The organism is Acinetobacter sp. HA, assembly GCF_000264725.1.
GTDB lineage: Bacteria > Pseudomonadota > Gammaproteobacteria > Pseudomonadales > Moraxellaceae > Acinetobacter > Acinetobacter schindleri.
Genome location: NZ_AJXD01000003.1, coordinates 16,678 through 32,352 on the forward strand (window position 1 = coordinate 16,678; position 15,675 = coordinate 32,352).

The 15,675-nt window shown below is 44.1% G+C and carries 15 protein-coding genes and 1 pseudogene; 8 read left to right on the forward strand and 8 right to left on the reverse strand.

The features are described 5' to 3' along the window. Positions 1–253: 253 nt before the first annotated feature. From HADU_RS00650 to radA, 6 genes and pseudogenes are all read right to left on the reverse strand, one after another. Positions 254–778 carry a tetratricopeptide repeat protein gene (locus tag HADU_RS00650; RefSeq protein ID WP_008302361.1) on the reverse strand — a complete coding sequence of 175 codons (525 nt, stop codon included), beginning with the start codon at positions 776–778 and terminating at the stop codon, positions 254–256. Positions 779–875: 97 nt separating this feature from the next. Continuing rightward, positions 876–1,214, reverse strand: a complete 339-nt coding sequence (locus HADU_RS00655) for a DUF3325 domain-containing protein (RefSeq protein ID WP_008302364.1) — start codon at positions 1,212–1,214, stop codon at positions 876–878. Continuing rightward, positions 1,211–2,986 (reverse strand): PepSY-associated TM helix domain-containing protein, encoded by a 1,776-nt coding sequence (locus HADU_RS00660; protein WP_008302366.1) that lies wholly within the window; start codon positions 2,984–2,986, stop codon positions 1,211–1,213. The genes HADU_RS00655 and HADU_RS00660 overlap by 4 nt, the downstream gene beginning before the upstream one ends. A gap of 1 nt (position 2,987) precedes the next feature. After that, complete coding sequence (locus HADU_RS00665; protein ID WP_008302367.1) at positions 2,988–3,332, reverse strand: hypothetical protein; 345 nt, start codon at positions 3,330–3,332, stop codon at positions 2,988–2,990. A 247-nt stretch (positions 3,333–3,579) separates the two neighbouring features. Then, positions 3,580–4,586 (reverse strand): annotated as a pseudogene (locus HADU_RS00670) (Tim44 domain-containing protein). 121 nt (positions 4,587–4,707) lie between these two features. Continuing rightward, positions 4,708–6,093, reverse strand: coding sequence for a DNA repair protein RadA (radA, locus tag HADU_RS00675; RefSeq protein ID WP_004815011.1), 1,386 nt, complete (start codon positions 6,091–6,093; stop codon positions 4,708–4,710). A gap of 187 nt (positions 6,094–6,280) precedes the next feature. Between radA and HADU_RS00680 the strand changes: the two genes are divergently transcribed. Next, the gene (locus HADU_RS00680; protein WP_008302371.1) at positions 6,281–6,700 is read left to right on the forward strand and encodes a hypothetical protein; all 420 of its coding nucleotides are present in this window, start codon (positions 6,281–6,283) and stop codon (positions 6,698–6,700) included. 74 nt (positions 6,701–6,774) lie between these two features. Here the strand turns inward: HADU_RS00680 and HADU_RS00685 are convergent, their stop codons facing one another. Continuing rightward, positions 6,775–8,121 (reverse strand): alanine/glycine:cation symporter family protein, encoded by a 1,347-nt coding sequence (locus HADU_RS00685; RefSeq protein ID WP_004815015.1) that lies wholly within the window; start codon positions 8,119–8,121, stop codon positions 6,775–6,777. 322 nt (positions 8,122–8,443) lie between these two features. Between HADU_RS00685 and HADU_RS00690 the strand changes: the two genes are divergently transcribed. The 6 genes from HADU_RS00690 to HADU_RS00715 all read left to right on the forward strand — a co-directional run bounded on the left by HADU_RS00690 (position 8,444) and on the right by HADU_RS00715 (position 13,960). Further along, positions 8,444–9,847 carry an amino acid permease gene (locus HADU_RS00690; protein WP_004815018.1) on the forward strand — a complete coding sequence of 468 codons (1,404 nt, stop codon included), beginning with the start codon at positions 8,444–8,446 and terminating at the stop codon, positions 9,845–9,847. 132 nt (positions 9,848–9,979) lie between these two features. Then, positions 9,980–10,213, forward strand: a complete 234-nt coding sequence (gene lptM, locus HADU_RS00695; RefSeq protein WP_026056785.1) for an LPS translocon maturation chaperone LptM — start codon at positions 9,980–9,982, stop codon at positions 10,211–10,213. Between the two features lie 24 nt (positions 10,214–10,237). Beyond that, a complete protein-coding gene (gene lysA / locus HADU_RS00700) occupies positions 10,238–11,482 on the forward strand; it encodes a diaminopimelate decarboxylase (RefSeq protein ID WP_008302373.1) in 1,245 nt (414 codons plus the stop codon). 12 nt (positions 11,483–11,494) lie between these two features. Continuing rightward, positions 11,495–12,340, forward strand: a complete 846-nt coding sequence (gene dapF, locus HADU_RS00705) for a diaminopimelate epimerase (RefSeq protein WP_008302374.1) — start codon at positions 11,495–11,497, stop codon at positions 12,338–12,340. A gap of 109 nt (positions 12,341–12,449) precedes the next feature. Then, a complete protein-coding gene (locus HADU_RS00710; RefSeq protein WP_008302375.1) occupies positions 12,450–13,382 on the forward strand; it encodes a tyrosine recombinase XerC in 933 nt (310 codons plus the stop codon). Between the two features lie 197 nt (positions 13,383–13,579). Then, the gene (locus HADU_RS00715) at positions 13,580–13,960 is read left to right on the forward strand and encodes a hypothetical protein (protein ID WP_008302376.1); all 381 of its coding nucleotides are present in this window, start codon (positions 13,580–13,582) and stop codon (positions 13,958–13,960) included. A 55-nt stretch (positions 13,961–14,015) separates the two neighbouring features. Here the strand turns inward: HADU_RS00715 and HADU_RS00720 are convergent, their stop codons facing one another. After that, the gene (locus HADU_RS00720; protein ID WP_004815034.1) at positions 14,016–14,510 is read right to left on the reverse strand and encodes an Lrp/AsnC family transcriptional regulator; all 495 of its coding nucleotides are present in this window, start codon (positions 14,508–14,510) and stop codon (positions 14,016–14,018) included. 114 nt (positions 14,511–14,624) lie between these two features. Between HADU_RS00720 and HADU_RS00725 the strand changes: the two genes are divergently transcribed. Next, the gene (locus HADU_RS00725) at positions 14,625–15,230 is read left to right on the forward strand and encodes a LysE family translocator (protein WP_008302378.1); all 606 of its coding nucleotides are present in this window, start codon (positions 14,625–14,627) and stop codon (positions 15,228–15,230) included. Positions 15,231–15,675 lie beyond the last annotated feature (445 nt).

Consider the following 15,675-nt stretch of genomic DNA (forward strand, 5'->3'; position numbering starts at 1 on the left):
TTGTTGGTCTGTCTGGAAAAAGAGGGACCGATCGTCGAGCCTGGCGCTTTTACATTTCGTACCTGTAAAACGTCGCAGCATCCCTCGACTAGCCGGGTATTGTACTTGGAAATTAATTTGGTTCCAATCTGAAATTGTTTAATATCTGACTAATAAGAAAATTTGCAAAATATTTTGAAAAATAAATATTCTTTTAAAAGTTTAAATCAATTTAATTCTTATAAAAAAGCCCATCATCTGATGGGCTTCTTCTTTATTCTATTTCCTGCTCAGCTTCGTCTGCTTTTTGTGTCCAGTAATCTGCCTGTATGTCATCCGCTACAACACCAAGACCATTGGCATAAATAAAGGCAAGGTCACGCATGGCCTGGACTTCACCCCATTCAGCTGCCTGTTTCACTAGTGCAATGGATTTTTCGATATCTTTTTCAACCACATCACCACGACGATAAAAACTGGCAAGTTCTAAAGTTGCTGCTGGGTGTTTTTCGAAATTGGCTTTGCTGAGCCAGTAATAAGCTAACTCAAAGTGAGCTTTAGAATCTTCCGGGTCTTCCTCCGCAATTTCTTTGGCATAAACCGTATAACCTTCACCGAGCCAGTACATGGCTTCAACCAGACCGCCGTTCGCTGCTTTTAGTGCCCATTCTTCAGCCAGGATAATGTCATCTTCATGCTCGCTGTGCATATATAGTTCGGCAAGTTCAAATTGTGCTTCGGCATTGCCTGCCAATGCGCGGTTTGCCAGAGTGGCAGGGGGAGAAACACGCTCGGTCATGTCAAAATCTCAAAAATCTTTGCATGTAGATTAAAAGGTTCAAAATAAAAAAGCCAATCCGAAGACTGGCTTTTTTATAAAAGGAATTAAATTGAGCTTAAAATACGTAAATTAGTCCAGAAATGAATGCAATGAGCACAAAGCCAATACTGATTATTTTAATTTTTGATTCAAAGTAAGTCAGGCTCAGGCCAACTGCTAATGCTGCAAAAGTCAGACTACCTAGCCAATAGCTGACCATATTGCTGATCGTACCGCTAAACAGGCAAAAAATTAGCGCAATGATCAGCAGTCCCCAGCCAGCAAGCGTGGCTAGTCGGGTTTTGCCAACATCCAGTTCTTTGCCAAATATCTGTTTTTGATGTTTAGACATTGAAGCCGCCAGGGCAATAAAGCCCAGTACAGATACAGACCAGATGAATAAGAAGAACATCATACTTCAGTCTCCACAGCTGTAGTCTTGGCTTTTTTAGCAGGCAGATCTTGGTAATTTTTCACTTTCTTAAAGGCCAGCCAGAACACAACAGCTAGTAGCCACATAGCCAGATCAAAGCTCGCAATGACCCATTGACCATTCGCTATAGTATTCCAAATTGGCTGTCCACCAGTCAGGACATTTATGACCGGAAGCAGGGCAAATAAAGCAGTTGCCAGTGCCAGCAGCTCTAACCAGGCCTGACGATGCATCCGGATCATGGCATAGAAGAAAGTCAGCACCCATACTATAAAAAAGGTACGGATTTCCCAATTGGCACGCATTTCCAGTTCCACCGGAATAAAACGATTGGCATAGAAGTAAGCAGCACAGGCAATAGGCAGACCGATAATTGCTGCGATATTGGTCACTTCCACCGTACGATAACCAAAAGATTTATAGCCCTGTTTCTGCTGTTGCGGTGCGCGTTTTACACACCATAGAATCAGACCAGTAGCGATCATCAATGTGCCGACAATACCGGACAGGAACAGTAACCAGCGTAGGACGAGATCCACACCGCGTGCTTCATGCAGTGAAGTCAGCACGTTATAGATGCCATTCGAGACTGAAGGTGTTTTTAGTTCGGTTTGATCCGGTTTGAGCGCACCGGTTACGCCGTTGAATTCCAGACTTGGGTACACGCTACGATAGGCAACACTAACACCATTCAGAGCACGTAATTCGATTTCAGCTTTGCTGGTATTTGGCCGAATAATGGTGATGGTACCAACCGGATTGTTATTCCATTCTTTTTCCGCAGCTGCCAAAACCGGTGCCAGATCGGTTAAAGGCGCTGGACGGGCAGAGGGGTTTTCGTCACGAGATCGACGTGTTTCACCACGACCTGCCATTTCACCTCGTTCGCCACGTTCTTCACCAGCCCCATGAGGACGACGTTCTTCAGCTTCAGTACGGCCTTCACCACGACCAGTCATTTCGCCGCCACGTTCGCTACGACCTGCACGAGATTCAGCTTCCTGACTATTATCCTGAACTAAAGTTTTACGCTGATCTTGGAGGAAAGCACCACGATTTTCATAAATCTGGTTTACTCCCCAAGGCATGATGGTAAATAACAGCAGCAATAAGCCACTGCATGTAATCATAATATGGAAAGGAAGTGCAAATACCGCGGTTGCATTGTGTGCATCTAGCCATGAACGTTGCCCTTTACCTAGGCGGAAGGTAAAGAAATCCTTAAAGATTTTCTTATGGGTAATAATCCCGCTGATAATCCCAACCATCATCAGTAAAGTCGCAATCCCGACAATCCAGCGTGCCCACATACGTGGCATGCCATATAAATCAAAATGAAAACGGTACAGGAAACCACCACCACGGGTTTCGCGTGCTTCTAGTACTTCACCGGTTGCACTGTCCAAAGTAATTCGTGTGCCGCCGCGGCGTGCACGAGGATCTTCACCAGCGCCACGGATATTGAGCGTGGTATAGTTCTGACGAGCATGCGGCAGCTGAATGGCCCAGCTACCCGCATCAGGATGATTTTTCTGTAAATAGGCGAGTGCCACTCGGGTCTGTTCAATCTGGGTGGCTTGCGGAACAGACTGGTGCAACTCTGGTTTCATCCAGATAGTAATTTCATTCTGGAAAAAACTTAATGTACCTGTCAGAAAAATCGCATAAAGCAGCCAGCCCAAGATTAAACTGGCCCAAGTATGCAACCATGACATTGACTGGCGTGGACCTTCCTGTTTTGCATCTGGTCTCATCTTATTTCCCTAAAAACTGGTAAGCGATATAGAACAACCCAGCTGGAACCAAAATGCCCAGCGTCGCTTTTAGGGTTTTATTGACCATAAATACCCAGATGAAAGCCCCTGTCTGTAAAAGAAAAGCGATCATAGTGGCGGATATGGCAGCACTACTTTGATAATCACTGAAGTACTGAGCAATGACCATGGCTGCAAAAGTGGCTAAAGCATATCCGCCTAAAGCAGCAAGTATGAAACGGTAGAAAATCATAAAGCGATAAGCCGTGAGTTTGGGCTGCACTTTCTTTTTAGATCGGATGACTGGATTGGGGACAGCTAATTTTTCAGTAGCTGTAAGATCCATATGAGGACTGCTGGTCATTGAAAATACTGTCTATTTATTTGTGGGAATTTTATTGATGCGAATGATAACAATTATTGTTTATATTTTAAATAACTATTTTTAAAGATCTTTTAAATAATTAAAATGAAGTGTAAGTTTAAGCAGTGTAAATAGGGGAATAAAAGATTTTGAAGCACAGCATGGGAACCCAATACTGAAAATAAAACAGCGGCTCGAAGGCCGCTGTTTTATTAAAAATACTTAAGTCTTAGCTTTCTTGCTGGATACCCGCAACCTGCCAGTCCTGGTTAGAACCTGCAGGTTTTACAAAGTGCCAAACTTCAGCAAATGGCTGTGGCAGACTGTTCAGGTCTTCACTTACTGTACCGGTAAAGCGTACGCTCACTACGTATTGACCATTTTCATTTGATGAATCTACAACCATGGCATTCAGGTTAGAGAACTCAGCAACATCCTGATCCTGATTCGCCATAATGTCGTTATACATAGACTGATACAGGTCAGGGGTCAGATAACGCTGAATTTCTGAAATGTTGCTCGCCGTATTCATAGACTGAATATGGTTAAAACGCTGACGCGCAACACGCAAGAAGGCAGCAGGTTCAGTACCATCAGGCAGCTGACTACCGCTTTGAGTATAAGCAGTACCAAACGGCGCGTTATTTACCGGAGCAGAACCAAATGGGGCATTATTGCCAGGTGTTTGACCACCGACATTCTGACCAAAGATATTGGTACTATCACCACCGCGAGGTGCAGCAGGTGCTTGACCAAATGGTGCTGACGAACCAGCACCACTGTTTGGAGCGAATGGATTGCTAGAAGTTACTTTTTTTTTGCGCCCATTTTACGGAAAATGAAGAAGGCAACAGCTGCAGCAAGTAAGATCCAGATCCAGCCTGGGATACCACCTTGTTCTTCTTCTTGAACAGCTTCAACTTGTGCTTGAGATGCCGCGTTGTCATCTGCCAAAGCATTCGCTGCGACGGCACCAATTGCAGCACCCGCTACACCCGCAGCAACCATACCACCCACACCAGGGCCAGATTTTTGCTGAGTTGCTGCACCTGCAGTCGGAGCCTGTTGTACAGGAGCTGCCTGACGGGGTTGCTGATAAGTCTGAGTCGGCGCAGCAGAACGTTGCATACCATGGCTTTTACCACCACCGGCACGTTTTGCTTCAGCAGCTAGAGGCGCAACCAGTAGTGCTGCAGTCAAGAAACCCGCGATCAAACCGCGCTGTCGAACTTCCATTCAGTTTTCCTATGTAAAAAATATATTTGAACACTCTATTTATATAGGCTTTACATGGAATTTCAATCAAAAAACTGTATTTTTTTACCGAAATTCCAAACTGAGTGCTACAAATTGAATCCTACAGTTCATCACTTAAAGTCATGGCTTCACTGAGGGCTTCATGCAGACGGGCAACCGCAATAAAGCGTACGCCCGGAATTTCTTTCTGCGGGGCATTGGCACGCGGCAGGATAATATATTTAAAACCATGCTTGATGGCTTCTTTGAGACGTTCCTGACCATTGGGTACCGGACGGATTTCTCCTGATAGACCAACTTCACCAAACACAGCCAGTTGCTGCGGCAGAGCTTTACCACGGATACTCGATGCACAGGCAAGTAGAACTGCCAGATCAGAACCCGTTTCGGTAATCTTTAAACCACCGACGATATTGACATAGACATCCTGACCAGAGGTTTGTACGCCGCCATGACGATGCATTACGGCTAACAGCATATTCAGACGGTTTTGTTCCAGACCTAACGCTACACGACGCGGTTGACCATGCGCATCATCGACCAGTGCCTGAACTTCAACCAGCAATGGACGTGTACCTTCGCGGCTGATCATCACAATTGAACCGGGTATGGCTTCATCATAACGACTCAGAAAAATGGCAGACGGGTTAGAGACTTCACGCAAGCCCTTATCGGTCATGCCGAATACCCCCAGCTCATTCACCGCACCAAATCGGTTTTTTACTGCACGGATCATACGGTAACGCGAATCCGACTGACCTTCAAAATATAGAACACAGTCCACCATATGTTCCAGCACACGCGGACCTGCGAGTGCACCTTCTTTGGTGACGTGACCGACAATAAACAGGGCAGTTCCGCTATTTTTGGCAAAACGGGTCAGGAGCGCTGCTGATTCACGAATCTGTGATACGCCACCCGGTGCAGACTGCAAGGTTTCAGTATAAAGCGTTTGAATCGAGTCAAGGATTGCAACCGCTGGTCGTTCCTGTGCCAGTACTTCACAAATGCGTTCCACACAGGTTTCTGCCATGACTTTAAGATGTTCAGTTGGCAAGTCCAGACGCTGAGCGCGTAATGCCACCTGAGATAAAGATTCTTCACCTGTCACATAGAGTGCTGAACTGTTACCCGCGGCCATATGTGTGGCAGTTTGTAGCAGAATAGTCGATTTACCAATCCCTGGATCACCACCAATCAACACAACGGAACCTGTCACCAGACCACCACCCAGAACCCGGTCGAATTCTCCAATTCCGGTCGGCATGCGACTTTCATGTGAAACGGAAACTTTATTAAGCGTGGTAATCGCAGCGGCCTGACCAGCATAGCCGCCAATTTTAGGCTGGGCACGATGAGTCACCGCAGGTGCAATGTTGACTTCCAGCAAGCTGTTCCACTCACCACATTCAGCGCACTGACCAGACCATTTAGGATGGTCTGCACCACATTGCTCACAACGATAGACACTTTTTGCTTTAGCCATAGTTTCCGAAAAACAAGATTGGGAATAGGGCTACAGCATAGCGGTGAATGCCACTGAAAACCAAGATCTTCGCCTGAAAAATTCGCTGTTTTACGTCAGCGTGTGACGTATCTGCATCTGCTACTCTACATGAGCATCAAATACACCCTATAATGACCTTAATCATCACGGGAACAGGAAGCCGGACATGCTACAACATATTGATGCAATCGCACGTGAAAAAGACCGTGATGTATTATTTGTACATTTTGAAAATTATGAACATGAAAATGCAGATGCTGACTCCTATCACCTGCGCCAGAATCTGATGGAGTGGCTGGAGCAACGCCAAATTGCTTTTGCACCATGTATGGGGATTGAACAACCCGGTGTGATTGAAAGCTATTCAGGTGATCTTTATATCGATGTGCCATTTGATGAAGCCAACCCAATCTATCAAATGCTGAGTGACCATCTGGAAGATAGCGAAGGGGAAATGAAAATTCCTGGCGTACTATTTTTTGTCTTATCTTTGGAAACTGCGCTTGAGATTGAAGCAGATCGTGAGGAATTTCTGAATCTTAATCAAAATCATGATGACGATGAATTTTCAGGTCGTCTGAACTGATTTCGTTTAGAACACTGGGACCGTAAAAAAAGCCACTTTTACAGTGGCTTTTTTCTTTAGGGCTTTGGATTATATTAATAAAGCTCACCAGACTTGCGTCGGGCAATAAAGTCTTTCGATTCTTTGGCAATCACACCTGAAAGCAGTAACAAGCCGATCAAGTTTGGAATCGCCATCAGACCGTTGAAAGTATCGGCAAACAGCCAGACCAGATCTAGTGTAGCTATACAGCCAATGAATACGGTCGCAATGTAAATAATGCGGTAAGGCAGAACAAACTTTTCACCGAGCAGGTAAGTCGCACATTTTTCGCCGTAGTAGCTCCAGCCCAGAATAGTGGAGTAGGCAAAGAAGATAATGCCGAAAGTCACGACCCAACCACCAACGCCCGGTAACAGTTTGTCGAATACACCGATGGTCAGTACCGCACCAGTTTGACCACCAAAATCATTGCCCGCCATGATAAAGCCCATCACCAGCACAATACCGGTAATCGAACAGACAATAATGGTATCAATAAAAGTACCTGTCATCGATACCAGACCCTGACGAGCCGGGTGATCCGTTTTTGCTGCAGCGGCGGCAATCGGTGCTGAACCCATACCGGCTTCATTCGAGAATACACCACGTGCCACACCGTAGCGAATCGCTGCACCAATAGCGCCACCAACTGCTGCTTCACCGGTGAATGCATAGGTAAAGATCATTTTCAGGGCAGGACCAACCAGCTCCAGATTGTTAAAAATAATGATCAGACCGCCCGCGACATAACCAATCGCCATGATCGGTACAATAAAGGAAGAAGCTCTGGCAATGGATTTAATCCCGCCCAGAATCACCAGTGCAGAAAAGGCTGTGATGATCACGCCTGTAATCCAGGTTTCCAGACCAAAACCATTTTCAACGGCCAGTGCTACAGTATTAGACTGTACCGAGCTGCCGATCCCGAAAGAGGCAACAGCACCAAAAAATGCGAAAATTAAGGCTAGCCATTTCCATTTCAGGCCGCGTTCGATGTAATACATCGGACCGCCAGACATTTCACCTTTCTCATTTTTTACCCGGTATTTTACCGCCAGAACGCCTTCGCCATATTTGGTCGCCATACCGAACAGGGCAGTCATCCACATCCAGAAAACTGCACCTGGGCCACCCAAGACACAGGCAGTTGCCACGCCTGCAATATTACCGGTACCAATGGTGGCAGAAAGGGCGGTCATGAGTGAGCTAAACTGGGAAATATCGCCTTCGTGGGAAGGGTGTTTGCCAAAAACCTGTTTAAAGGCCAGTGGCAACATACGGAATTGCCAGAAAAGTAATCGGAAAGTAAGGAATACACCAGTACCGACAATCAGTACCAGCATATATGGACCCCAGACCCAACCACTGAGGGTTTCCATGATGCTTTGTAAATTTTGCATAAAGTTCTTCTTATTCGTCCTGAGTATCAGTTTAAAGTTCACTTAATTTTAATCAAGCAAATGACATGCCAGACGTGCTCATCCTCAGCACTATTCACGACATTTTTATAGGTTTATTTTTTACACAGTTTCGGAACTTTTACAACAAATATGCAGGAAATTTATCCGGAGCTTCTACGACTAAAGAGAACCTATTCGTTATATAAGAAAAATAAATTAACTTTTAAGATTAAGTGGAAAATACAAATGATGCGAATTTTCTTTTTGTATTCCCCCTTTTTTGCGTTAATTTGTCGCGATTAGACATCGAAGTTGAAAAATAATGTCAGGTCATCATACTGGTTCGCCGTCCGAAAACGGCGAGCTGCAGCGTAGTTTATCCAATCGACACCTGCAGCTGATTGCGATTGGAGGTGCTATTGGTACCGGCCTGTTTATGGGCTCAGGTAAAACCATTAGTCTGGCAGGGCCTTCGATTCTGGTGATCTATATGATCATCGGTTTCATGGTATTTCTCGTGATGCGTGCATTGGGCGAGTTATTACTGTCAAATTTACAATATAAGTCATTTATCGACTTCTCTACGGATCTGATCGGACCATGGGCGGGCTATTTTGTCGGCTGGACCTACTGGTTATGCTGGATTACGATCGGAATTGCCGACCTGTCTGCGATTATTTATTATTTACAGTTTTTTAATAATGGTCTCCCATTTACCCCGGGCGAAGGGGTATTAATCAGTATCGCCTCTATTGTCTTTATCATGGGGCTGAATCTGGCCACCGTGAAGCTCTTTGGTGAAATGGAATTCTGGTTCGCCCTGATCAAAATTATTGCGATTGTAGTACTGATTGCGGTTGGTCTGTGGATGATTTTCACCGGCTTTACCAATGATGCCGGTACGGTTGCATCCTTTGCGCACATTTGGGATCATGGTGGTTTGTTCCCGACGGGTGCTATGGGTTTCTTGGCTGGTTTCCAGATTGCAATTTTCGCCTTTGTGGGTGTTGAGCTTGTAGGCACCACGGCTGCGGAAACCAAAGACCCGGAGCGTAACCTGCCAAAAGCGGTGAACTCGATTCCGATCCGTATCATTATTTTCTATGTACTTGCTCTAGTCATTGTAATGTCTGTGACGCCATGGGATCAGATTAATCCAAGTGTTTCTCCGTTCGTGAATCTGTTTAGCCAAGCCGGTATTGCAGCTGCTGCGATCATCATGAATCTGGTGGTGCTGTCATCCGTAATGTCTTCGATGAACAGCGGTGTGTTTTCGACCAGCCGTATGCTATTCGGTCTGTCGCGTGAAGAACAGGCACCGAAAGCTTTCGGTCGTTTGAACCCTCGTGCTGTACCTGCCAATGCCCTGTATTTCTCTGCAGTCTGCTTATTATTAGGCGCGGCATTACAGTATTTTGTACCGAATACTGTTGAAGCCTTTACATTGGCGACAACATTATCAACCATCCTGTTTATCTGTGTATGGCTGATGATTATCTGGAGTTACATGATTTATTACCGTACCCGTCCAGAGCTACATGCCAAATCAGTATTCAAGCTACCAGGTGGCTTGGTGACTTGCTGGATCGTGATTATTTTCTTTGTCGGCATGATTGGTGTGCTGGCATTAGAAGATGATACTCGCCGTGCCTTGATGGTCAGTCCGATTTGGTTTGTTCTACTGATTTTGGGCTATTTAGGCTTCTATAAACAGAAACATAAATAATCCATATCAATAAAAACGTCAGCGATCTGCTGGCGTTTTTTTTTGTCTAAAGATACTCTCTAGCGTTTAACGCTTTGGTCATGGCGAATGATCGCGTTATACTTCATCGAAACTATTCAATTAGGTGGTCAGATGCGCCAAGTCATTTGCTACATCAGTATCTTAGCAGCAGGTCTTGCTCTTGCAGGTTGTGGTCAGTCAGGTGCCTTGCACTTGCCAAATGATCCGGATTACGACAAGCGTGCCAAGTATCTGCTCTATAAAAATACCGAAGCTGAGTCTAAAACTTCCGATGAAGAACGAGATGCCCCTGTGCAACAACAGTTTGCTGCGCCCGAAACATCAGATTCAACCATTACACCTTAACGCTTTCAACGAAAGGATACCTTCATGAGTTTCACCCGTATTAATGGGGTATTGCATGCCGAGCAATGTTCACTGCAACAGCTGGCAGAGCAATTTGGCACACCACTCTATGTTTATTCAAAAGCGACTTTTGAAAAGCATTATCTGGACATGGATCGTGCATTTGACTTTATTGATCACCAAATCTGTTTTGCCGTGAAGTCAAACTCCAATCTTGCGGTATTGAATGTATTGGCAAAACAAGGGGCAGGTTTTGACATCGTCACGGGCGGAGAGCTGGCACGTGTACTGAAAGCGGGTGGTGAACCTTCTAAAATCGTATTTTCGGGTCTAGGTAAATCAGAAGCAGACATCAAGAAAGCGCTAGAAGTTGGTATTGCCTGCTTTAACGTAGAATCTTATGCCGAGCTGGATCGTATTCAGAAAGTTGCGGCAGAACTGGGTTTAAAAGCACCGATCTCACTGCGTGTGAATCCAGATGTAGATGCGAAAACTCATCCCTACATTTCAACGGGTCTGAAAGAAAATAAATTCGGCATTCCATCGGATAGCGTATTTGAAACTTATCAGTATGCAGCATCTTTAGCCAACTTGGATGTCGTTGGAATTGACTGCCATATCGGTTCACAGCTGACTGAAACCCAGCCTTTTGTAGATGCGCTGGATCGTGTCATCGTGATGGTCGACCAGTTAAAAGAGATGGGGATCCACCTTAAACACATCGATATCGGTGGTGGTTTAGGGGTGACTTATAAAGATGAGACACCGCCATCTGTTCAAGAATATGCCAATGCGTTGCGTCCGGCTTTAGAAAAGCTGGGCCTGAAAGTCTATATGGAACCGGGCCGTAGTATTTCTGCCAATGCAGGTGTGCTACTGACCAAAGTGGATCTGCTGAAGCCGACCAGCCACCGCAATTTCGCGATCATTGATGCAGCGATGAATGACCTGATTCGTCCAGCTTTGTATGAAGCATGGATGGACATTCAGTCTGTGACACCGCGTAATGATGTCGAGACGAAAGAATGGGATGTGGTGGGTGCAATCTGTGAAACTGGCGATTTCCTCGGTAAAGAGCGTGAGCTTGCGATCAAGGAAAATGATGTGCTGGCAGTACTTGGTGCTGGTGCTTATGGTTTTGTGATGAGCTCGAATTACAATAGCCGTGGCCGTGCTGCTGAAGTGATGGTTGATGGTGATCAAGGACATTTGATTCGCGAACGCGAAACGATTGAATCATTGTGGGAACGTGAGCGTTTATTGCGTTAAGGAGACAGAATAATGTTACTTGAATTTACCAAGATGCATGGTCTGGGCAATGACTTTATGGTGGTTGACCTGATCAGCCAGCGTGCTTATCTGGATACCCTGACTATTCAGCGTCTGGCAAATCGCAATTTTGGCATTGGATTTGATCAGTTACTGATTGTAGAACCACCTGATGTAGCGAGTGCTGATTTTAAATACCGTATTTTCAATGCCGATGGTTCTGAAGTAGAACAATGCGGCAATGGCGTGCGCTGTTTTGCCCGTTTTGTGCATGAGCGTCAGCTGACGACGAAAACTAAAATCAAAGTACAGACCAAATCTGGCATTGTGGAACCTGAATTGGGCGCCAATGGTTGGGTGCGCGTCAATATGGGCTATCCAAAATTCTTGCCTCAAGAAATTCCATTCCTGGCCGATGAACCGGATAATCTGTATGACATCGATCTGGCAGAGGGTGAAAAACTGACGATTGATGTAGTGAACATGGGTAATCCTCATGCGGTAACGGTCGTACCGGATGTGATTAATGCAGATGTAGCCCGTATTGGTCCACAAGTAGAATCGCATGCGCGTTTCCCGGCACGCGTCAATGCAGGCTTTATGCAGATCATTGATGAAAAGCATGCGCGTTTACGCGTATATGAGCGTGGTGTAGGTGAAACACTGGCATGCGGTACGGGTGCTTGCGCAGCCGCAGTATCTGGTATGCGCCGTGGTCTACTTGCCAACAATGTCGAAATTGAACTGGCGGGCGGCAAGTTGCAGATTGAATGGGTCGAGGGGGATGTAGTCTGGATGACTGGTCCAACCGCAACTGTTTATGAAGGTCGCTTAGACTTACGTTATTTCCAAGCTTAATTTAAAAAGCCCTGAAGAGTCAGGGCTTTTTTATATAGGCCGAATAAATTATTTTTGTATTATTTGATAGACTGATGTTTGTCAGGTTCAAACAGCCAAGGAGGATAGAATGCAGCTTGATCCACAGCAATTGTTATCCATATGGCTCAAAGAACGTGAAATCCAGAACCAGTCCAAACATACTTTGCAGGCCTATGAGCGTGATGTTTCCGACTTTCTGAATTTTTGTCAGCGTCATGCTTTAGCACTCGGAGATATTGAATCAACAGATTTACGCCAGTTTATGGCGGAAAAAGTTGAACAACAGGGCCTAAGTTCCAGCAGTCTGCAGCGGCTACTTTCAGCAATTCGCCAGTTTATGAAATGGGCTGAACAGGCACAGCATGTCAGTTTTAATCCGGCAGATGATTTTCAGCTGAAAAGACAATCCAGACCTTTGCCCGGTATGGTTGATATTGAAACCATTCATCAGATTCTGGATCAGCCTGAACCTGAAGGTGAGGTGCAGCAGCAGATGTGGAAACGCGATAAGACAATTCTGGAACTGCTTTATTCCAGTGGGCTACGTCTGGCTGAAATACAAGGCCTCAGAATTAAAGATATTGACTTCAACCGTCAGCTGCTTCGCATTACGGGTAAGGGGAATAAAACCCGTATTGTGCCATTTGGTTCCAAAGCCAAAGACAGTGTCATGGCGTGGTTACAGATTTATCCTCTATGGCATGGTGATTTTGTGCCAGAAGCACATGTCTTTATCACTCAGAAGGGTAATCCGCTAGGGGCAAGGCAGATTGAAAATCGGGTCAAGCTTCAGGCGCAGCGTGCAGACGTCAATGTGGATCTGCATCCGCATTTGTTAAGACATTGTTTTGCGAGTCACATGTTATCCAATAGCCGGGACTTACGAGCCGTGCAGGAAATGCTGGGACATAGTAATCTGACTACAACCCAAATTTATACGCATGTCGATTTTGATCATCTGGCGCAGATTTATGATCAGGCGCATCCACGGGCACAACATAAACCTGAAAATCTTAAATAATCATTATTAAAAATATAAGTTGGCATAAAAATTTCATAAAGAATATTTATGCTGAGAGAAATAGAATGACCATGCAGATTATTTCACTATGGTCTTATTCGCGAAAAGCTAAAATTCAGGTATAACAAAAGAACAGAATTTAAGCTGAAAAACAGGGTATGGCTGAAAAGAATTCAGCCTGACAGGACTGGAAGTATATGGGCACAGAAATTATTGTAGATATACAACAAAAATATGATCGGTTAAGCGAAGCACAAAAAGAAATTTTTGCAGGTTATGGTCTGCGCCAGATCAAACATTTTGTGGAAATCAGTCTGCCAAATATTGAAGCATCGTTACCTGAAGGTGCTCATGTGCAGGGAATTAATACAGATGGTAAGGTTCAAGCCTATAATCCTGATAGCCATGAATACTATATCTGGATTTCAGACTTGCAATGGCAAGCGACTACTCGTGCGACCCAGGCAGTGGACTTAAAAGAAGATGCCATCGAAATCTGGAAGATCTTTGATTTAAAATCTTATGAACTGATTGACCTCAGTCATGTGCACCGTGACTTTCTGGACAGTCGTGTTTAAAACTGATCTTCAGTAAAAAAGGACGATATCAATCGTCCTTTTTATTTGGCCAATATTAAAGATCATCTAAAGGTAGTTGAAAACTCTGCTTGATAATCTGACTCGGTAAATCGGTTTTGACACTGGTAATCCCATTCTTTTTAGTTAAATGCGTAGACTGGAATTTACGATAACTTTCCAGATCGGGCACCACTACTTTGAGCATCGCATCACATTCACCCAAAATGATATAGCACTCCATCACTTGGGGCAGTTCCTTCATGGCTTCAATAAAGGTGTCAATCGTTTCAGCATCCTGACCCACTAGCCAGATACGAGAAAATAAAATCAGCTGGAAACCAATCTTCTGCTGGTCCACGATCGTGGTATAGCTCTGGATTACCCCCGCATCTTCAAGCAGTTTTACCCGACGCAAACACGAAGAAGGCGAAAGGCCAATTTCACGTGCCAGATCGTTATTCTGAATCCGGCCATTGGCTTGTAAGTGTTGAATGATATTTTTGTCAATACGATCGAGTTTTACTCGAATAGACTTGGAAGATATCTTCATAAAATAGAATAATATTCTAAAAATAATGCATATTATAAAATAAATTGAAAGCCTATTTTGTAAAAAATCGCAGATACTAATTTCACTTTCCGACATGTACAGAGGAACAAGGAAATGTCTGTATTTGCACTTTTTGCACTGACTGTGCTTCCCCTTATTTTTACACCGGGACCAGATATGCTATTTATCCTGTCTCAAGTGATGGGTAAAGATGCAAAAGCAGGCATGATGGCGACTATTGGGGTATGTTGCGGTTATCTGGTGCATTCGATTCTGGTGGCGTTAGGAATTGCAGCAATTATTGTGTCTTTTCCAGTGCTGTTTGAAACCATTCGCTGGTTAGGAATTGCTTATCTGTTATTTCTGGCATTTAGTCTGGTGAAATCGGTATTCAGCAAAAATACGTTGATCATTGAAAAGAAATCATCCAGCAATCCGGTACAAAAAGGCTTCATTACTGCGTTACTGAATCCGAAAGGCATGCTGATTTACTTTGCAATCCTGCCGCAGTTTATAGATAAAAGTGGGAATACGGTGAGCCAGGGTTTGATTCTGTCTTTTATCTTTATTGCCATGATCTTTGTGGTGTATTGTGCTTTAAGCCTTTTATTTGCTCGACTTACCCGTTCGGCTCAGATTGATGAACGTAAGCAAAAGTGGATTGATGGGACTTCAGGTGGTTTATTGGCACTCGCTGCTTCATGGCTAATCATTAATTAATGAGCTATAAAATTCACCAATGTTCATCAAATAAGTCATACATTCGTTTTAAAAATTTAAAAGCACGTGATCACAGCGTGCTTTTTTAATATATTTCCTTATAAAAATTATTTTCTGCTATTTCATTGATCTATTTATAAGTAAGAGGGAATTTTGACCAAATCTGGAAGAATGAATCGAACCCATCACCATATGTCAGAAATGACAGATTTAGATAGGAGTAATTTGTATTCTTTATAATAATAGTGACAAGAAATGAAATTAAATTTTATAAAATAGATCAAATCTTTTGATGTGCATAATCAAATAAAAAGATACTAAAAATCAATAGTTAAATTTTAAATAAAATGATGAGAATTTTTTCTGTATAAATGTCAAATCTTGAAATGTGAACGCGACGTTCAAGGAAAATTACGCATTTTTACACCCTATTGGTGAATTGTGA

What these genes read in the sequence shown, in the direction of transcription:
- HADU_RS00660 (WP_008302366.1), bottom strand. Translation starts at nt 2,986, where the DNA reads ATGAGACCAGATGCAAAACAGGAAGGTCCACGCCAGTCAATGTCATGG.
- HADU_RS00725 (WP_008302378.1), top strand. Translation starts at nt 14,625, where the DNA reads ATGTCTGTATTTGCACTTTTTGCACTGACTGTGCTTCCCCTTATTTTT.
- HADU_RS00715 (WP_008302376.1), top strand. Translation starts at nt 13,580, where the DNA reads ATGGGCACAGAAATTATTGTAGATATACAACAAAAATATGATCGGTTA.
- HADU_RS00690 (WP_004815018.1), top strand. Translation starts at nt 8,444, where the DNA reads ATGTCAGGTCATCATACTGGTTCGCCGTCCGAAAACGGCGAGCTGCAG.
- HADU_RS00665 (WP_008302367.1), bottom strand. Translation starts at nt 3,332, where the DNA reads ATGGATCTTACAGCTACTGAAAAATTAGCTGTCCCCAATCCAGTCATC.
- HADU_RS00720 (WP_004815034.1), bottom strand. Translation starts at nt 14,510, where the DNA reads ATGAAGATATCTTCCAAGTCTATTCGAGTAAAACTCGATCGTATTGAC.
- HADU_RS00680 (WP_008302371.1), top strand. Translation starts at nt 6,281, where the DNA reads ATGCTACAACATATTGATGCAATCGCACGTGAAAAAGACCGTGATGTA.
- HADU_RS00710 (WP_008302375.1), top strand. Translation starts at nt 12,450, where the DNA reads ATGCAGCTTGATCCACAGCAATTGTTATCCATATGGCTCAAAGAACGT.
- dapF (WP_008302374.1), top strand. Translation starts at nt 11,495, where the DNA reads ATGTTACTTGAATTTACCAAGATGCATGGTCTGGGCAATGACTTTATG.
- radA (WP_004815011.1), bottom strand. Translation starts at nt 6,093, where the DNA reads ATGGCTAAAGCAAAAAGTGTCTATCGTTGTGAGCAATGTGGTGCAGAC.
- HADU_RS00650 (WP_008302361.1), bottom strand. Translation starts at nt 778, where the DNA reads ATGACCGAGCGTGTTTCTCCCCCTGCCACTCTGGCAAACCGCGCATTG.
- lysA (WP_008302373.1), top strand. Translation starts at nt 10,238, where the DNA reads ATGAGTTTCACCCGTATTAATGGGGTATTGCATGCCGAGCAATGTTCA.
- HADU_RS00685 (WP_004815015.1), bottom strand. Translation starts at nt 8,121, where the DNA reads ATGCAAAATTTACAAAGCATCATGGAAACCCTCAGTGGTTGGGTCTGG.
- lptM (WP_026056785.1), top strand. Translation starts at nt 9,980, where the DNA reads ATGCGCCAAGTCATTTGCTACATCAGTATCTTAGCAGCAGGTCTTGCT.
- HADU_RS00655 (WP_008302364.1), bottom strand. Translation starts at nt 1,214, where the DNA reads ATGATGTTCTTCTTATTCATCTGGTCTGTATCTGTACTGGGCTTTATT.